This is a genomic window from Halalkalibaculum sp. DA3122, assembly GCF_043951865.1.
Lineage (GTDB): Bacteria > Bacteroidota > Rhodothermia > Balneolales > Balneolaceae > JAMQKA01.
In genome coordinates, this window is sequence record NZ_JBINJF010000010.1 from 31,071 (window position 1) to 47,803 (window position 16,733).

Consider the following 16,733-nt stretch of genomic DNA (forward strand, 5'->3'; position numbering starts at 1 on the left):
TGGTGCTTTCCCGATGCAGAGAGCACGAAGAACCCGTTTTAAAAATTTTGTACCTTGATGCTTCATTCTTAAACCTGCTAACCTACCGTATTTTATGAGATTTTATCTTTATACCGTTCTGCTAATCTGTTGTACTACCCTTGCAACGGCCCAGGAGAAAGAGGAGGCCTGGGATGTGACTGATCCCGGAGGACCCTATGAAGAGGTGGAAATAACCACGAATGAGGGAACCTGGATGAACCTGGATGTAAGTCCGGATGGCGATCATATCGTTTTTGATCTGCTGGGTGATATCTTCATTATGCCGGTGGAAGGAGGAGAAGCCCGTATTTTGCGGGAAGGACCGGCCTATGAAATACAGCCCCGGTTTAGTCCTGATGGCAGCCAGATCTCCTTTACCAGTGACGCCGGCGGTGGGGATAATATCTGGGTGATGGACCGTGACGGCACCGATGCCCGGCAGGTGACCAACGAGGAGTTCCGGCTGTTGAACAATGCGGTATGGTCGCCGGAAGGAGATTACCTGGTCGCGAAAAAGCATTTCAGCTCTACCCGTTCGCTGGGCGCGGGTGAACTGTGGCTTTACCACAAAAGTGGCGGCGAGGGAATTCAGCTGGTCGAGAAAAACAATGATCAGCAGGATCTCGGCCAGCCATTTGTTTCGCCCGACGGACGGTACGTGTACTACAGCGAAGCAGTATATCCCGGCGGATATTTCCAGTATAACAAGGATCCCAACAGCCAGATTTACCAGGTCCAGCGATATGACCGCGAGACCGGGGAGACCGAACGTATTACAGGCGGAGCCGGCGGTGCGATCAGTCCGACGATCTCTCCCGATGGTACAAAGATGGCGTTCGTGCGCCGTGTGCGTGCCAAAAGCGTGCTCTATATTCATGACCTGGAAACCGGCATTGAGACACCGGTCTACGATCAGCTCAGCAAGGATCAGCAGGAAGCCTGGGCTATTTTTGGACCGTATACCAATTTTGACTGGACACCGGATGGCAGGCATCTCCTCTTCTGGGCCAGGGGAAAAGTTTACAAATTGAACGTGGAAACCCTGGAAGACCAGGTAATTCCATTTGAAGCAACTGCTACGCACCGTATCTATGATGCCGTCACCTTCAGGCAAAATCCCGCTCCGGACAGGTTTACAGCCAAAGCGATTCGCCATGCGGTAACCTCTCCGGATGGCAAGCTGCTGGTGTTTAATGCGGCCGGCAAGCTCTGGCAAAAAGAGCTGCCGGATGGCACTCCCGAACGGTTAACGGGAAGTCCATACCTGGAGTTTGAGCCTGCGTTCTCCCCGCAGGGCGATCAGCTGGTCTATACTACCTGGAGTGATACCGCAAAAGGGGCGATCATGGTGCTGGATCTCGATCAGCAAGATAGAAAGCCTGTTGAAATAACGTCGGAAAAAGGGATCTATCGAAATCCATCGTTTTCACCGGATGGAGAAACGATCCTGTTCCGCATGGAGGAGGGCAATAACCACCACGGGTACGCCTATACCAAAAATCCCGGAATATACACCATGCCCGCCGGGGGCGGACCGAAACACCGGATCGTGGATCACGGTACCGATCCGCAGTTTAGCACAGACGGGAAGCGTATCTTTTTTCTTGGAGGATCATACCTGGATAATGCATTCAAGAGCGTAGATCTGTCTGGCAACAACGAACGAACGCATTTCACCTCCAAATATGCCAATAATTTTGTGGTGAGTCCCGACAACAACTGGATAGCGTTCAATGAACTGTTCAAGGTCTATATTGCGCCGTTTCCCCGGTCGGGTACCGATATAACGCTCAGTGCCGACACCAAGGCGATACCGGTCACTCACGTGGCTGAGGATGCCGGCATCAACCTGCACTGGTCGGCCGACAGTGACGAGCTGCGCTGGACACTGGGGGAAGAGTATTTTTCGGTTGCGCTGCAGGATGCGTTTGACTTTCTGAATAATGATCTGGAAACAGGCAAGGAGCTGCCCCTGGGGCATAAAGAGGGCAAGCCGATAGGACTTGAGCTGGAAGCCGACAAGCCTGAAGGGATGTTGGCGCTGACCGGGGCGCGCCTGATTACCATCAACGGGGAGGATGAGGTGATTGAAAACGGGACTGTCGTCGTTGATGGCAACCGAATTGCGGCAGTCGGTCCCGCCTCCGGGGTAGATATCCCGGATAATGCAAAAGTGGTGGATGTGAGCGGTAAAACGATTATCCCGGGCATCGTGGATGTGCACGCCCATATCGGTAACTTCCGGCAGGGACTGAGTCCACAGCAGCAGTGGGAATATTTTGCAAACCTGGCATACGGAGTAACTACAGCACACGATCCATCCGCCAATACCGAGATGATTTTTTCCCAGGCCGAGATGGTTCGTTCCGGAAATATGGTGGGACCGCGCATCTTTTCCACCGGTCGTATCCTCTACGGGGCAGATGCCGAATACAAAGCAGTAATCAATAATTATGAGGATGCGAAATCGGCTATTGAGCGCACGAAGGCATTCGGGGCATTTTCGGTGAAGAGCTACAATCAGCCCCGGAGAAACCAGCGTCAGCAGGTGATCAAGGCGGCCCGCGAACTCGAGGTCATGGTAATGCCGGAAGGGGGCTCCACGTTTACCCACAACATGAGCATGATTTTGGACGGCCATACGGGAATAGAGCACAACATCCCGATTTTTCCCGCCTACAATGACGTCAAAACGTTATGGAGCGAAAGTGAAACCGGGTACACTCCGACGCTGGTCGTAAATTACGGAAGTATCAGCGGCGAGTACTACTGGTATCAACATACCAACGTGTGGGAGAAAGAGCACCTGCTCAATTTTACTCCGCGTTCCATAATCGACGCCCGGTCTCGCCACCGCACCAAAGTTCCCCATGAAGAATATGAAATCGGCCATATCGCCAGTGCGGCCCTTGCCAAAGAGCTGTACCGCCGGGATGTAACGGTGAACCTCGGAGCTCACGGTCAGCTACAGGGGCTGGGGGCACATTGGGAGCTCTGGATGTTTGAACAGGGGGGGATGACGGAGATGGAGGCACTGCGAACCGCCACGATAAACGGGGCCCGATATATTGGTATGGATCATGAACTGGGATCGTTGGAGGAAGGAAAGCTGGCAGACCTGGTGGTGCTTGATGGCAATCCGCTGGAAAACATTCGAAATACGGAGCAGGTGGCCTATACCTTGATTAACGGGCGTCTGTATGATGCGGCAACCATGAATGAGGCTGGACATCGTCAAACAAAACGACTGCCGTTCTGGTGGGAGCAGGAGGGGTACAATCCCGGTCAGTTTGACTGGCACGCCGACTCCCACACCCGGGTTCACGGGGCGATCCAGTGTAGCTGCGGAATCGGTCGATCCCACTGAACGGACTGAGTGCGGGGAACAGGAATGTCCTTTAGTGGAGCACGACGCAACGCTGTGATAAATCCGTTAAACAGTATGTAACACGGTGGTTAATCCCACATTTCAGTCTGCGCTATTTGTAAATGTATATCATAAAATAGTCAGAAGACGTAACTTTTGGGAAATCCTTTAAACAAGCTGACGTTATTTAATAACTCTCATCCAAATTCCGTACTTTTGCAGGGTAATTGTCATTTTGAATTTTTAGCAGAAACCAATGAGTGAACAGTACACGGAACGGGAAGAAGTAACCATTCGATTTGCCGGTGATTCCGGTGATGGAATGCAGCTGACCGGCTCCCTATTTACCAATACCACCGCCCTGGAAGGGAATGATCTTCGCACCCTTCCTGAATTTCCGGCCGAAATTCGGGCACCTGCGGGCACAGTACCCGGTGTTTCCTCCTTTCAGCTCCATTTCGGGAGCAAGGAAATCCTGACTCCCGGTGATAAATGTGACGTGCTGGTAGTCATGAATGTAGCTGCATTGATCGCGAATCTCCCGCTCCTGAACAAGGGGGGGACGATTATTGCAAATACCTCCGGGTTCGACAGCCGGAACATGAACCTGGCCAATTACGAAGGCGATGTCAGTCCCCTGGAGGACGACACGCTATCAGAATATAACGTGCTGGAGGTCGATGTCACCAAGCTTACCAAGGAGAGCCTCTCCGACAGCGAGCTGGGATACAAGGAGATTGAGCGTTGTAAAAACATGTTTGTACTGGGACTCCTGTACTGGATGTACAGCCGGCCGCTGCAGTCGACGATTACGTTCCTGGAACAGAAATTCAAGGATAAGCCGGAAATTGCGAATGCCAACATTAAGGTGCTCAAGGAGGGATACCACTACGGGGAAACCACCGAGGTATTCAGCTCACGGTATTCAGTGAAGGAAGCCTCGCTGGAACCGGGGACTTATCGCAATATAACGGGTACCGATGCCACGGTCCTGGGGCTTGTGTCGGCGGCGCACCAAAGCGAGCTTCCGCTCTTTTTCGGTTCCTACCCGATCACCCCGGCCTCCGATATTCTTCACGGGCTTTCAAAACAGAAAAACTTTGGTATCTATACATTCCAGGCAGAAGATGAAATTGCGGCGGTATCCTCGGCCATCGGGGCAGCGTTTGGCGGCAGTCTCGGCGTTACCAGCTCGTCGGGTCCCGGCATCGCTCTTAAAGGAGAAGCAATTGGACTGGCTGTCATGCTAGAGCTGCCGCTGGTGGTACTCAATATTCAGCGAGCCGGCCCGTCTACCGGTATGCCCACCAAAACGGAGCAGGCTGACCTGATGCAGGCGATGTATGGCCGGAACGGGGAAAGCCCGGCGGCGATCGTTGCTCCAAAATCGCCGGCCGATTGTTTCAATATGGTCTTTGAAGCCTGTCGTATCGCCCTTGAGCATATGATCCCGGTGATGTTCCTCTCGGACGGGTACCTGGCCAATGGTTCGGAACCGTGGAAATTTCCCCAGACCAGAGATCTGAAGAATATAGACGTGCAGTTTGAACCCGCGCGTACCAACGGTGACGGGGAGAAATTTCTGCCATATGTGCGTGACGATCGCTATGTCCGTTCATGGTCCATTCCGGGTACCAAAGGGCTGGAACACCGCGTGGGAGGTCTTGAGAAGGAGGATGAAACCGGTGACGTTTCGTACGATCCCGAAAACCACGAAAAGATGGTCAGGCAGCGCCAGGCCAAGCTTGATAAAATCGCGGAATTTATTCCCCTGCAGGAGATAGACAACGGGATCGAAAACGGGGAGACAGTCGTGCTGGGCTGGGGATCAACCTACGGGTCCATACGAACGGCTGTTCATGAGCTGCGAGAGGAGGGGATGGACATTTCTCATATCCACCTGCAGTATATCTCGCCATTTCCCCGGAATCTCGAGGAGCTTTTGAACGGGTACGACAATGTACTGGTACCGGAAATAAACAACGGTCAGCTGGTACGCCTGATCCGGGATAAATTCCAGATAAAGGCGACAGGCATCAACAAGATCAAGGGGCGCCCCTTTGGCGTTGAAGAGCTCAAAAACGAGATTAAGGCGTCGGTCTGATACCCTGCGTAAATTAGCTATACCATATTTTGAATACTGAACACCTCATTTTTTAACCATGGCTATCCAAACCAAAATAACTGAACACCTTGAACAAGTAACCAACGGTAACGGGGATCTGCCGGAGTATTCCAGCAGCGATTTCTCTTCAGACCAGGATGTGCGCTGGTGTCCCGGCTGTGGCGATTACACTATTCTCAAACAGGTTCAAAAGACGATGCCTGATATCGGGGTGGCCAAAGAAGATATTGTTTTTATCTCCGGTATCGGCTGTGCAGCGCGTTTTCCATACTACATGGATACGTTCGGAATGCACTCCATTCATGGTCGTGCCCCGGCTATTTCTACAGGGCTAAAAGTGATGCGCCCTGATCTCAGCGTGTGGATCATTACAGGCGACGGCGACTCGCTTTCGATCGGAGCCAACCACTTTGTCCAGATCCTGCGCCGCAATGTGGATGTCAATCTGCTCCTGTTTAACAACCAGATCTACGGGCTCACCAAAGGGCAGTATTCGCCGACCTCCCCGGAGGGTTCCTCGACCAAATCGACCCCGTTCGGTTCGATTGATCATCCCTTCAACCCGCTTTCGCTCAGCATGGGGGCTGACGGCACATTTGTTGCCCGGACGATGGACCGGGATCCCCGCCACATGCAAAAAATGTTGAAGCGTTCCCACCAGCATAAAGGCACTTCCATGCTGGAGATATACCAGAACTGCATTGTCTTTAACGACGGCGCTTTTGAATTGTTTACCGACCGTAAAACACGACCCCGGGAGGCGATCTACCTCGAAGATGGAGAACCACTCGTGTTTGGAAAGGATGACGACAGGGGCATTCGCCTCGACGGCCTGAAGCCGGAAGTGGTTTCGCTGGAAGAAGATGGATACAGCAAGGATGATCTCTGGGTTCATGACGAGACAGACAAGACAAAAGCCTACCTGCTTTCCCAGTTTTTTGATGCGCCGGCACCCGGCGAAACACACCTGCCGCGTCCGTTTGGGGTGCTTTATGCCGTTGATCGCCCCACATACGATGACGGCGTAAACCTGCAGGTGGAAGAGACCGTTGAACGCAAAGGAAAGGGCGACCTGGATGCGCTGCTCCACGGACCGGAAACATGGGAGATTAAATAAAGAGGCTCGCTATTTTATCAATCTCAACCCTCGAGGGATTTATATCTCCCGGGGGTTTTCTTTTATACCAACTCCTCAGTTTTAATAACAGATACGCCAATTTTTTTCAGCTCTTCGATTCCCTTTTTGTAGACTCCTGAAGTAGCATCCTGTATCAAAACTGTTTTAAAATCGCGTTCGCTGGCCTCATAGATCGTGGTACGTGGGCAGTTCGGGAAATTGCATCCGGCAATCACCACCGTGTTGACCTGCTGCTTCTGCAGCATCTGTTGCAGCCTGGTTTGGTAAAATGCGCCCCAGCGGGGCTTGAAAAGGGCCCATTCCGTGGATGAGAATGGCTGGGGTGCACCGCTCATAAGAAGATTGTGATCGAGTGATATGCCGGTATCGGGTTTTAGCTCGTGAACGAGCTCGGCACCGGGGGTACCGGGAGCCACCACCTGATTCCCCTGCTCAACCGAAGCCCGACGACATAGATCCACATTAGAGCCATCCCGCCGGTACAGGCGGACAATATGGAATACAGGTCGCTTTTTATGGCGAAAATATGAGAGTAAATCCTGCAAATTTTCTAGCATTTCTTCCGTGCCGTGGATGTAGGCGGGAGCGTCCGGCCGGGTAAAGTCTTCCTGCATGTCGATGGTCAGCAGGGCAGAGCGCGACCAGTCCGGTTGTGTATAGCGATCGTTACCCATAGTATGGATGAGAAAGACGTTTTTAGGGCAGCAGTTTAAAATCGTAATTCACTTCGCTTTTTATCTCCATCCGGGGGAAATCGATGGCATCTTCGGTAGCTTCCTCTTTCAGCTGGTTATAAAATGATCTGGAAAACAGAAGCCGCTCATATTCCCGCCCATTTTCCATAATATAATCTTTTATTGCGCCTCGCACTCTGTTGAGTTTTTCCATAAAACTAGGGTCATTTTAGGGATTCAAACTAAAATTCCAGTGTGAACAGAAGCAAAAGTAATACATTGGAAGCGTGGTTTACAAGCGGGACGCAACAGGGAACTGCAGTTGTTAGCCCTGGTTCGGGGAGGGTGTGCGAAACTCTCTCTGGACATACTTGATGTTGTCGATGATATATTTAGAGAGTACTGTTCCCGCTTTCCCGGTACTAAAGGTTTTATCCGCTGCCGATTTTTGGGTGGCCGACTCATAGAATTTGATTACTAATTCTGCAATCGGGTTGTGGTCACGGTCGTCCTGCAACAGTTGGGTGATGAGCGCACTGTATTTCGAAAGCCGATTTTTAAATTCCTGGTGTGCCGTCTCAATATTCAGATCGGGATTGGTAGCTGATCGACCTGTTTCCTTCCGCAAAACAGCTGTAATTACCTCGTCGATCAGCGCCTTTTTGTTATCTTGCTCACCATACTGCAGGTAAAAAATGGTGGTGACAGTCAGCGCAAAATAGGTCAGCTCAATAGTTCGGACCGTTTCTGGTTGTTCCTCTAAAATTTCTTCAAAAAAGCGGGACAATACCGCCTGTCCGCTGACGGTTTGTTTGGTAAGTTTTTGTCTTGTCTGGTGGTTGTGATCCAAGATAACAGGACGAGTAGTTGTATTAATATTCAGTTTAGCAAGGTTTGAATCGAGCAGAGCATTCAGTCAGGGTTCAATCCATGTGCCGGTCTCGGCGCTTTTAAAAACTGCTTCTATCGCTTTCATGTTATTGACGGCATCGGTAAGGGGAGTGGGCACTTCCGTGTTTTCCAGGATGGACCGGGAAAATGCGTCGCCCTGCAGGGTATACTGGTTGCAAACCTCGAACCGGATCTCTTCGGTGCGGCCGTCCCGGGTGAGCCAGATTCGGGTGGGCACGTCCGGTGGGGCGTTAAATGGTATTTCGATCTCAATTTTACCCTCCGTTCCGTATATAGTCACTCCCTGGTCGGGTACAAGCTGCGTAGAACAGGTGAACGTGGATGTGCCGCGAGCAAATCGGAGGACGCCGGAGGCCAGCCGGTCGATTCCCATTACGGGATCAAATTCCACGCTGCCGCATATGGCCTCAGGCTCATCGTCAAAGAGAAAGCGGGCAAGTGAGATACAGTAACAGCCGATATCCATCAGACCGCCGCCGCCCATCTCCGGCTTGTTTCGAATATTTTCGGGATCGTCGTTGAAGTAGGAAAAAACAGAATTGATCGTCCGCAGCTCCCCGATATCACCTTGATCCACCAGGGCCTTTGCCTTTTCCCACTGCGGGTGAAATCGATACATAAACGCTTCCATGAGTTTCAGATCCCGGTAGGAGGCGCTTTGGTCGGCCAGCTGTTGGGCTTCATCGGCAGAGAGACCGATCGGTTTTTCGCAGAGGGTGTGCTTGCCCGCCTCCAGGGCTTTGAGAGTCCATGGAACATGCAGGTGATTGGGCAGGGGATTATAGATTGCGTCAACAGTTGGATCGGATAGGAGCTCCTCGTAGGAACCGTATGCCGTTGGAATGTCAAGCTGTTCAGCCACTTTTTCTGCTCGGTCAGGGGTGCGCGAGCAGATGGCGGTTACCTCGCAAAGATGCCCCTGCTGCATGGCAGGAATCACTTTTTCAATCCCGATTTTTGCCGTACTCAGTATTCCAAACCGTACGCGGTCCATGATCATGATCTATCTTGTTAACACTCTTTTTAATCCTTCGGAATGAAGGTAACGGAAATTCACTAACTATGCACTGTTTATGAATATGCGTTAAAAAAAGGTTGGATATCGACAAATTTTGCGATGGATGGTCTGGCTGAAACTCTACGCCATGTATCGTATGCTGTAGTACAATGCCAGCATGCTACGAGGTTACCGGTTCGCCAATTTTTGTACTGTACGCCCGCAGAGCGATATCGGCCATCTCTTCCAGCTCAAAGGTTCCCGAATTGATTACCAGGTCATAATCGGATGCGGTGTTGACATCCCTGTTAAAGCTGAATTTAACGAACTCGTCGCGTTCGGCATCTTTTTCTTGAATGATCTTTTCCGCCTGTTGTTTCGAGATATTCTCCCGGCTGGCATACCCCTCAATTCTTTTGGCCAGGGGGGAGACCACGCGAAGATGAAAAGATAATTCGTTTTGGCAGATATATGCAGCTCCCCGGCCCACAACAATGCTTTCTCCCACTTCTTCAATTGCTTTTACAACCCGGTTGAGAGAGAGCAGGTAATTGGTATTGGTATTTTTGTCTTTCATCAAGCCCAGGAGGTTGTCTTCGACAAGTTTTCGACGGCGTTCATCCACCGATTCAAGGAACTTTTCGTTACTACCCAGCTCGTCCGAAATAGCATACAGCAGCTCGTTGTCCCAGACTTTGAAGCCAAGCCGTTCTCCCATAATATTTGCCAATGCCGCCCCGAGCGCCCCAAACTCTCGTGACACGGTTATAATCGGGTAAAATTTTTTTTGAGGCCGTTGCCGGGTTTTCCTGTTTTGATGTCTCCAGGCATTGATTTGATCCTCGATAATTTGCGTTATTTTCCTGCCCATAATAACTCGTTTTTATTTCAAAAAGTGATGATACCAGCATACCCTTGCTACTAATAGTACGTATGTAACAGGAATATGTGAAGAAAATTAAAAAAAAGAGGCTGTTTTTTGCGAACAGTAATCTTAAATGACTAACTGTTGATTTGACCGGTATGTTTTTGGGAGAATTTTTTCGGAAGGGGTTTCCCGTCATATTCACGGTTCGACATCGTACTTTGGATGCCCGCACAGACAGGGGCAGACGTTGGCCGTTGCCGGCGAAAGCGTTAAATCGCTTAACCAATATCGAATTTTAAAGTTTGCCTTATTTCATTAGTTTCCAGAATTATTTAAGCAGATGGTACAACAATTTAACAGCGACCAGAACTATAAATATTAAATATCCAAGAATGGTAATGGGTACTATGAATCTATTTACGTGTGGTGATCGTTTTCTTTTGGCTACTTTTATATGCTCCTTTCTGATGTTCTCCCAGGGATGGGCACAAGATTCCGGACAGCAAATATATCAGAATATGTGCGCCTCCTGCCATGGAGCGGAATTGCAGGGGGGTAGTGGCTCCAGCTTGGTGGATGGAGAATGGAAGTACGGCGACACCAGGAGCGACCTCCTGAACAATATTAAAGAGGGAATTGTGGAGCAGGGAATGCCCGCTTTCGGAAGTTCGCTCAGTGATGAGGAGATCAACAGCGTTATCGATTTTATCCGGGAAGTAGAGTCCGGGGAGCCGGTAGCCGCTGATGCCGTATCTGATACCCTCCAAACCCTTGATTACGATATCAGAGTCGAGACCTATGCCGACAGTCTCGAGATCCCCTGGGCTATTGATTTTATCAATGAGCGGCTTTCGGTTATTACCGAACGGCCCGGGCGGCTCCGGCTGGTTATCAACGGTACGCTGATTGACGAGCCGGTTTCCGGCACCCCTGAGGTTCTGCACGAGGGACAGGGGGGGCTGCTTGATGTAACAGCAGATCCGGACTTTACCGAAAACGGGTGGATATACCTCTCGTACAGCCACGCCATAACATCGGAGGAAGGGGACACCCTGGCAATGACCCGCGTAGTCAGGGGCCGAATCAATAATAACAGGTGGATAGACCAGCAGGTACTTTTTGAGGCTCCGCACGAGACGTACGTCAGCACGCGACATCACTACGGCAGCCGCATCGTGTTCGACGAAGAAGGGTATCTCTATTTTTCCATAGGTGACCGCGGTCAACGCCCGAATGCGCAAAACCTGTCGCTGCCGAACGGCAAAGTGCACCGAATCCATCCAGACGGCAGCATCCCGGATGACAATCCGTTTGTAAACCACGAAGGAGCCCTGCCGTCGATCTATACCTATGGTCACCGCAATCCCCAGGGGCTGGCGATCCATCCGGAAACAGACCGTATATGGGATGCTGAGCACGGACCCCGTGGCGGTGACGAGGTAAACCTGCTGCGTGCCGGCAGCAACTATGGCTGGCCGGTCATTACCTACGGCATTCATTACGACGGCCGTATTATGACTAGGGAACGGGCCAAAGAGGGGTTGAAACAGCCTGCCTACTACTGGCGACCGTCGATCGCAGTTTCAGGTATCGCTTTTTATGATAAAGAGATGTTTCCGCTGTGGAAAAACCGGCTGCTCGTCGGGGCACTGGCCTACGAGGAGGTTCGTCTTCTGAATGTAAAGAATGACCGGGTGATACATGACCAGGTTATCCTGAAGGATCACGGCCGGGTTCGGGAGGCAGTTACCGGGCCTGACGGAGCTATTTACGTTGTACTAAATGATCCCGGGAAAGTAGTCAGAATCAGTAAAGTAAAAGAGAACATTCGATAGATTGGCGGCCGTTTTAAAAAAGGAGTTGCATCCGGCGGATGCAACTCCTTTTCTTTTTTGCGAAGTGAACCTGTGATACGTGCGGGCTAATTTTGTACTCAATCGCGGTCTGGTCACCATGTTTTTTAAACCATCTCTGAACGGGAGACTGTTGGCAGGCTTTAATTGGAATAAAAACAGGAGGGCCATATTGATTTTGGATCTATCCAGCAGGAGGATCTCAGGCTGTAGTACTGTGCGGGGTTACAAAAAAGGTTGGGGGAATGCAGCCACCGTCAGGTATCTGAACGGTAAAGAGCAGCTTGATGAAAGAAAAGTAAAAAGGGGAAGAAATAAATTCCTCCCCCCTCGAAAAATTATGAGCTAATTTCTACCAGCTCGATGTCAAACTTAAGATCTTTACCAGCCAGTGGATGGTTGGCATCCAGTGTAACTTGGTTTTCCTCGACCTTGGTAATGGTCACGGGTATACTGCGCCCGTTTTCATTCTGCTTGACCTGCAGCTGAATGCCCACTTCGGGATCAACTTCATCAGGAAGCTCTTCTTTGGTTACTTCGATTTCCAGATCATCACGACGTTCACCATACGCTTCGTCAGATGGAATATCGACGGAGGTGGAATCCCCTTCTGCCATTCCAATAACAGCTTTTTCGAAACCCGGAATCAGTTGACCTTCGCCAAGAGTAAATTCCAGTGGCTCCCGTTCGCGGGAGGAGTCGAATACCGTACCATCTTCGAGAGTACCGGTATAATGAACTTTGACTTTGTCTCCTTCTTTAACTTTGGACAAAATGTACCTTTCTTTTTTTACAGTTATCTAAAATTCAATCGATAATATAACCATTATCCTTCAGAATACTTATTTTTAAAGCCAATTAATTTTTGTGGAGCTATGCATAGCAAGGGGCTTTGCCACAATTAACAACTACAATTGGAATCAGGGATTCAGTGTATCCTGTTTAACCTGGATTTTTCACCAGGGAATTTGTTCTTCAGCAAGGCAAAGGGAAAATGGCCGCACAGGCGTACCGTTGTACGTTGATCAGGTGATTTCCCCTTTAACGCAGCTGAAGGGCAAATTTCCCAGCGCCTTACATCCTGTCAAATTTAAAAGGTCGGTAACATATGATGTTAGATACTGCCTGCCATCAGGGTACATGATCTTTACACAAATTATCGTGAGGTTAGTAGGTTTCCCGGACAAGCTCGGCCTGGTGTTGAGTAGAATCCTTGTGCAGCCTGAAATCGATACTTCCCAGCACCTGGCCTTCGTCGGTAACCACTTCCACCTTCCACCTTCCGGGACTCAGCTGCTCCTTGTAGGTATATCCCCGGTAACCGCCGGAACGTCCCCCGGTAATTTCATACCCGATTTCATCGGTTACTTCCCAGCTCTCGGTATGGGGACTGTACCAGCGCCAGCGGTGATACACCGATTTCTGAAGGTCGGCCGGGGCAAATATTGAGGTGTATACGAAGAGGCTGTCTCCCTGCCGCAAATAAATTTCTGGCGCATAGGGTCTCCAGAAGACATAGTATTTCGTGTTGGGCTGGTAGGTAACCGTGAAGCGATTTTCCTCTTTCTCCACGTGCCGGGCTACAATCCCCTGTTCGAGTGCAAGTGGAACAGGAGGGATAAGGTTGAGAAAATAAAAGCTGTTGATGAGCAGATAGAGGCCGATAATAAGACCCGTAATTTTGAAACCGTTAATGTCTCTCCGGGTAGAGGGACTTCGAATGTAGATGTAAAGAATGAAAAATAGGGTAAACCCGAGGCTGGTTGCTCCAGAAACGAGAAATACAAACGTGTTCATCTCGTTCAGGACCATCGGCAAAAAGAAGGTCAGAAATGTGAAATTGACAAAAAAATAGGCTCCAAACTGGAGATATTTGTTCGAGATACGGTGTTTGAGCGACTCGTTGGCCAGAAACAGGATAACCAGAATGACAAAAAAAGCCATCGTCTTGGTCAGGGACACGCTGCGGGAATAAAAGATGACGTAGGCACTGCACAACCCCCCGAGAAAAAACTGGATCGCCAGCGGAAGGTATCTTTCATACTGCTCCAGGAACGTTCCTTTCCAGGTGCCATCATCCGCCAGGTTGAAAAGATAAAGACATACGGTTAGAGCTGTAAGATAGGTGCACAGCACAATATTGCTGTAAAGACTGTCCACGCGGCCGAGGGTCAGGGAATCCCAGATAAATCCACCGATAAAAAACAGTACCGGCAGGTATTTTTGATGACGTTCGTATGCCGCCTTTACCTTTTCTATCATATGGAAAAATAAATTTCTCGTTGCATAATTCGGGATAACAACCGACCCGTAATAAATTGAAATATTGAGACAACTGGCAAATTAATTTGGCTAGAATGCCTGTTGGATCTGTATCTTCAGCCAGGAACGATACTATTCACATAACTTGATCTATGGAACGCTCAATAGCAGATATACTTAATAGTGCGGAAACGATCGCCATCATCGGGTGTTCGACAGACCCATACCGCACCAGCCATCATATAGCCCGGTATCTTAAGGATCAGGGGTATCAGATTATTCCCGTAAATCCCGAGTATGAAGAGGTGCTCGGAGAAAAATGCTACCCGAAGCTGACAGATATTCCGAAAGAGCAGCGAATTGATGTGGTGGATATTTTTCGGAATTCAGCATACACAGCAGAAATGGTAGATACCGTAATTGATCGGGTACAGCAGACCGGGCACAAGCCGGTGGTGTGGACCCAGCTCGGCGTCTCGTCCGGGGAGGCAAAACAGAAGGCGGCATCCGCCGGACTACAGTATATTGAGGAGCGGTGCCTGATGGTAGAGCATCGTGCCGTAAGTACTGGTGCAGACCAGGATCATTAGCTTGACCGGGAAACAGAAACAGGCGCTCTGTCCGCCAGTTCACAGGAAACTATTTCATATTTGTAAACTGCAGCGGAACATCGAGGTCCAGGCCTTTCAAGTGCCTGATTACAGCCTGCAGGTCGTCAATCTTTTTCCCGCTCACGCGTATTTGGTCGTCCTGTATGGCAGGCTGAACTTTCAGGTTAAGGCTTTTGATCGCTTTTACAATGGTTTTTGCGGTATCCCGGTCGATTCCCTCCCGGATCGGAATCTCCATCTTAAGGTGGCCTTTTGAAGTACCCTCAAGCGGGGAAAACTGCAGCACTTTAGGACTTATGCCACGCTTGATGGCATTTCGGGTGAGCATCTCCTTGACGGCATTCATCTTCATATTGTCGTCGGCTACCAGGCGAATGGAATGATCTTTCTTATTAAAAATGACTTCGGTGTGGAGACCCCGGAAATCGTAGCGTCCATTTACCTCTTTAAGTGTATTGTTGACAGCGTTGTCGATCTCCTGAACATCAATTTTATTTACAATATCGAACGAGGGCATACAGTGTTCCGGTTGGCATTGGTGTTTGAATATACTAACGTTGCTACCGCTGAATTTCTAATCAAGGGAGCAGTGTATTTTAAATAGAAAATGGAAGGTCATAGAGCATAAATGCGAAAGTTCGCGCTCCCGATTCCACACATTAACCATTACTAATCGGTATAAGGTAGCAAATTTCCCGAATATTAACCCGTTTCGCCAAGCACTTTTTTGCGCTCTTCTTCATGTTCTCGTATGCGCCTGCCCAACAGCCGCTCAACCAGTATCCGGTCTTCCGGTGGGATGGAAGTATTAAATTCACAAATTTTCCCGTCTTCTGTCATATAGTCGATGGTAATTACCTCTTCTGAGAACCACTCAAAAGCCAGCACCAGTTTCCATTCGATAAATTGATCCAGGATAAGGATTCCTTTTGAACGAAATTCGGGAACAATCCGAACGGTCCATCCAAAAAAGCCGAAGCCGATCAGAGACATTCCTGACGTAACGCCGATGCCGGTGAAGGGGCCAAGTGTCAGGATACCGGTGCGGTAAATGCCATATGCCACCAGCAGGGTAGCGATGAGGTTTGGGGCGACATCAATCCAGAATGATCGCTGCATATACTCTATCGCGCCTGCTCGGTTTTTCTTCACGATGAGCTTTGTCCCATTTCCGATGAAAAATCCCGTTGCCAGTGTATACAGTGCCATTGTTATATGTGATGCCGCGGATTCAGGGAAAATGCCGATCCAGTGCGCCAGAAAAAGGAGAGTAAATACGAGTACGGCACCGAGCATAGCCCGGGAAAGGTTCTGTTGATTCAGGTGTTCAAGCCGCAGGTACTGGCGATACCCGAACCAGCCGGAGATCAGCAATACGGCGGTAAGCGTTGTTACGAGTAATATCATTGAATAATTTACTTAAAATGTTGCTGAAAAATTACTTTTTGAATGGTTATCATTCAAGCTCCATTTATGGAGCTTTTCAATCAAAATTTTGAGATACATGGATCAGAAATATCAGCCGAAAGAGGTTGAAGTACGAAATTCAGAACAGGAAGTGGAAATACAATGGGCTGACGGGCACCTTTCCCGCTACCCGTTGTACGGGTTGCGCAAAAATTGTCCCTGTGTAAAGTGCAGGGGAGGTCACGGGGAGATGGGAAATTTTGAGATGTCGTACTTTTTTGTAGATCCCCCGCGAAAGGTAACGGTAGAGAATATCCGCCAGGTGGGAAATCACGCCGTGCGAATATTCTGGAGTGACGGCCACAGCGACGGTATGTACCAGTGGGAGACCCTGCGGAAGCTGTGTCCCTGCAAGCAGTGTTATTCCCGGCAGAAGTAAGATTCGGCATCCCGGAAAGTCAAGGCAAATGTCCGGGGGCGAAACAGGCAGTCTGCCAT

The 16,733-nt window shown here is 49.8% G+C and carries 15 protein-coding genes; 6 read left to right on the forward strand and 9 right to left on the reverse strand.

The features are described from left to right. Positions 1-94: 94 nt before the first annotated feature. The 3 genes from ACG2F4_RS08880 (at position 95) to ACG2F4_RS08890 (ending at position 6,630) form a co-directional block, all read left to right on the forward strand. The gene (locus ACG2F4_RS08880; protein WP_395259916.1) at positions 95-3,388 is read left to right on the forward strand and encodes an amidohydrolase family protein; all 3,294 of its coding nucleotides are present in this window, start codon (positions 95-97) and stop codon (positions 3,386-3,388) included. A gap of 256 nt (positions 3,389-3,644) precedes the next feature. Beyond that, a complete protein-coding gene (locus tag ACG2F4_RS08885) occupies positions 3,645-5,492 on the forward strand; it encodes a 2-oxoacid:acceptor oxidoreductase subunit alpha (RefSeq protein WP_395259919.1) in 1,848 nt (615 codons plus the stop codon). Between the two features lie 58 nt (positions 5,493-5,550). Next, on the forward strand, positions 5,551-6,630 hold the full coding sequence (locus ACG2F4_RS08890) for a 2-oxoacid:ferredoxin oxidoreductase subunit beta (RefSeq protein ID WP_395259922.1): 1,080 nt from the start codon (positions 5,551-5,553) through the stop codon (positions 6,628-6,630). Between the two features lie 62 nt (positions 6,631-6,692). On the opposite strand, the gene ACG2F4_RS08895 is transcribed toward ACG2F4_RS08890, so the two are convergent. The 5 genes from ACG2F4_RS08895 to ACG2F4_RS08915 all read right to left on the reverse strand — a co-directional run bounded on the left by ACG2F4_RS08895 (position 6,693) and on the right by ACG2F4_RS08915 (position 10,105). Beyond that, on the reverse strand, positions 6,693-7,325 hold the full coding sequence (locus ACG2F4_RS08895; protein ID WP_395259924.1) for a cysteine hydrolase family protein: 633 nt from the start codon (positions 7,323-7,325) through the stop codon (positions 6,693-6,695). A gap of 22 nt (positions 7,326-7,347) precedes the next feature. Continuing rightward, positions 7,348-7,539 (reverse strand): hypothetical protein, encoded by a 192-nt coding sequence (locus ACG2F4_RS08900; RefSeq protein ID WP_395259927.1) that lies wholly within the window; start codon positions 7,537-7,539, stop codon positions 7,348-7,350. 111 nt (positions 7,540-7,650) lie between these two features. Continuing rightward, entirely contained in the window at positions 7,651-8,175 is a 525-nt protein-coding gene (locus ACG2F4_RS08905; RefSeq protein WP_395259929.1) for a hypothetical protein, read from the reverse strand. Between the two features lie 66 nt (positions 8,176-8,241). After that, on the reverse strand, positions 8,242-9,231 hold the full coding sequence (locus ACG2F4_RS08910; protein ID WP_395259931.1) for a Gfo/Idh/MocA family protein: 990 nt from the start codon (positions 9,229-9,231) through the stop codon (positions 8,242-8,244). 184 nt (positions 9,232-9,415) lie between these two features. Continuing rightward, complete coding sequence (locus tag ACG2F4_RS08915) at positions 9,416-10,105, reverse strand: AAA family ATPase (protein WP_395259934.1); 690 nt, start codon at positions 10,103-10,105, stop codon at positions 9,416-9,418. Positions 10,106-10,509: 404 nt separating this feature from the next. Here ACG2F4_RS08915 and ACG2F4_RS08920 point away from each other — a divergent pair, with 404 nt between their 5' ends. Then, positions 10,510-11,937, forward strand: coding sequence for a PQQ-dependent sugar dehydrogenase (locus ACG2F4_RS08920; protein WP_395259936.1), 1,428 nt, complete (start codon positions 10,510-10,512; stop codon positions 11,935-11,937). Between the two features lie 356 nt (positions 11,938-12,293). Here the strand turns inward: ACG2F4_RS08920 and ACG2F4_RS08925 are convergent, their stop codons facing one another. Both ACG2F4_RS08925 and ACG2F4_RS08930 read right to left on the reverse strand, forming a co-directional pair. Continuing rightward, positions 12,294-12,728 carry a peptidylprolyl isomerase gene (locus ACG2F4_RS08925; RefSeq protein WP_395259938.1) on the reverse strand — a complete coding sequence of 145 codons (435 nt, stop codon included), beginning with the start codon at positions 12,726-12,728 and terminating at the stop codon, positions 12,294-12,296. A 394-nt stretch (positions 12,729-13,122) separates the two neighbouring features. After that, positions 13,123-14,217 (reverse strand): DUF2914 domain-containing protein, encoded by a 1,095-nt coding sequence (locus tag ACG2F4_RS08930; RefSeq protein ID WP_395259939.1) that lies wholly within the window; start codon positions 14,215-14,217, stop codon positions 13,123-13,125. 152 nt (positions 14,218-14,369) lie between these two features. On the opposite strand from ACG2F4_RS08930, the gene ACG2F4_RS08935 reads away from it, so the two are divergent. Then, on the forward strand, positions 14,370-14,807 hold the full coding sequence (locus tag ACG2F4_RS08935) for a CoA-binding protein (RefSeq protein ID WP_395259940.1): 438 nt from the start codon (positions 14,370-14,372) through the stop codon (positions 14,805-14,807). 49 nt (positions 14,808-14,856) lie between these two features. Here the strand turns inward: ACG2F4_RS08935 and ACG2F4_RS08940 are convergent, their stop codons facing one another. Beyond that, a complete protein-coding gene (locus ACG2F4_RS08940) occupies positions 14,857-15,345 on the reverse strand; it encodes a YajQ family cyclic di-GMP-binding protein (RefSeq protein WP_395259942.1) in 489 nt (162 codons plus the stop codon). A gap of 185 nt (positions 15,346-15,530) precedes the next feature. After that, the gene (locus tag ACG2F4_RS08945; protein WP_395259943.1) at positions 15,531-16,235 is read right to left on the reverse strand and encodes a hypothetical protein; all 705 of its coding nucleotides are present in this window, start codon (positions 16,233-16,235) and stop codon (positions 15,531-15,533) included. 97 nt (positions 16,236-16,332) lie between these two features. Here ACG2F4_RS08945 and ACG2F4_RS08950 point away from each other — a divergent pair, with 97 nt between their 5' ends. Beyond that, entirely contained in the window at positions 16,333-16,674 is a 342-nt protein-coding gene (locus ACG2F4_RS08950; protein WP_395259944.1) for a gamma-butyrobetaine hydroxylase-like domain-containing protein, read from the forward strand. The last annotated feature ends 59 nt before the right edge of the window (positions 16,675-16,733 follow it).

Coding starts and splice junctions, on each gene's coding strand:
- ACG2F4_RS08915 (WP_395259934.1), bottom strand. CDS start 10,105: ATGGGCAGGAAAATAACGCAAATTATCGAGGATCAAATCAATGCCTGG.
- ACG2F4_RS08935 (WP_395259940.1), top strand. CDS start 14,370: ATGGAACGCTCAATAGCAGATATACTTAATAGTGCGGAAACGATCGCC.
- ACG2F4_RS08930 (WP_395259939.1), bottom strand. CDS start 14,217: ATGATAGAAAAGGTAAAGGCGGCATACGAACGTCATCAAAAATACCTG.
- ACG2F4_RS08890 (WP_395259922.1), top strand. CDS start 5,551: ATGGCTATCCAAACCAAAATAACTGAACACCTTGAACAAGTAACCAAC.
- ACG2F4_RS08940 (WP_395259942.1), bottom strand. CDS start 15,345: ATGCCCTCGTTCGATATTGTAAATAAAATTGATGTTCAGGAGATCGAC.
- ACG2F4_RS08945 (WP_395259943.1), bottom strand. CDS start 16,235: ATGATATTACTCGTAACAACGCTTACCGCCGTATTGCTGATCTCCGGC.
- ACG2F4_RS08900 (WP_395259927.1), bottom strand. CDS start 7,539: ATGGAAAAACTCAACAGAGTGCGAGGCGCAATAAAAGATTATATTATG.
- ACG2F4_RS08950 (WP_395259944.1), top strand. CDS start 16,333: ATGGATCAGAAATATCAGCCGAAAGAGGTTGAAGTACGAAATTCAGAA.
- ACG2F4_RS08880 (WP_395259916.1), top strand. CDS start 95: ATGAGATTTTATCTTTATACCGTTCTGCTAATCTGTTGTACTACCCTT.
- ACG2F4_RS08910 (WP_395259931.1), bottom strand. CDS start 9,231: ATGGACCGCGTACGGTTTGGAATACTGAGTACGGCAAAAATCGGGATT.
- ACG2F4_RS08885 (WP_395259919.1), top strand. CDS start 3,645: ATGAGTGAACAGTACACGGAACGGGAAGAAGTAACCATTCGATTTGCC.
- ACG2F4_RS08920 (WP_395259936.1), top strand. CDS start 10,510: ATGAATCTATTTACGTGTGGTGATCGTTTTCTTTTGGCTACTTTTATA.
- ACG2F4_RS08895 (WP_395259924.1), bottom strand. CDS start 7,325: ATGGGTAACGATCGCTATACACAACCGGACTGGTCGCGCTCTGCCCTG.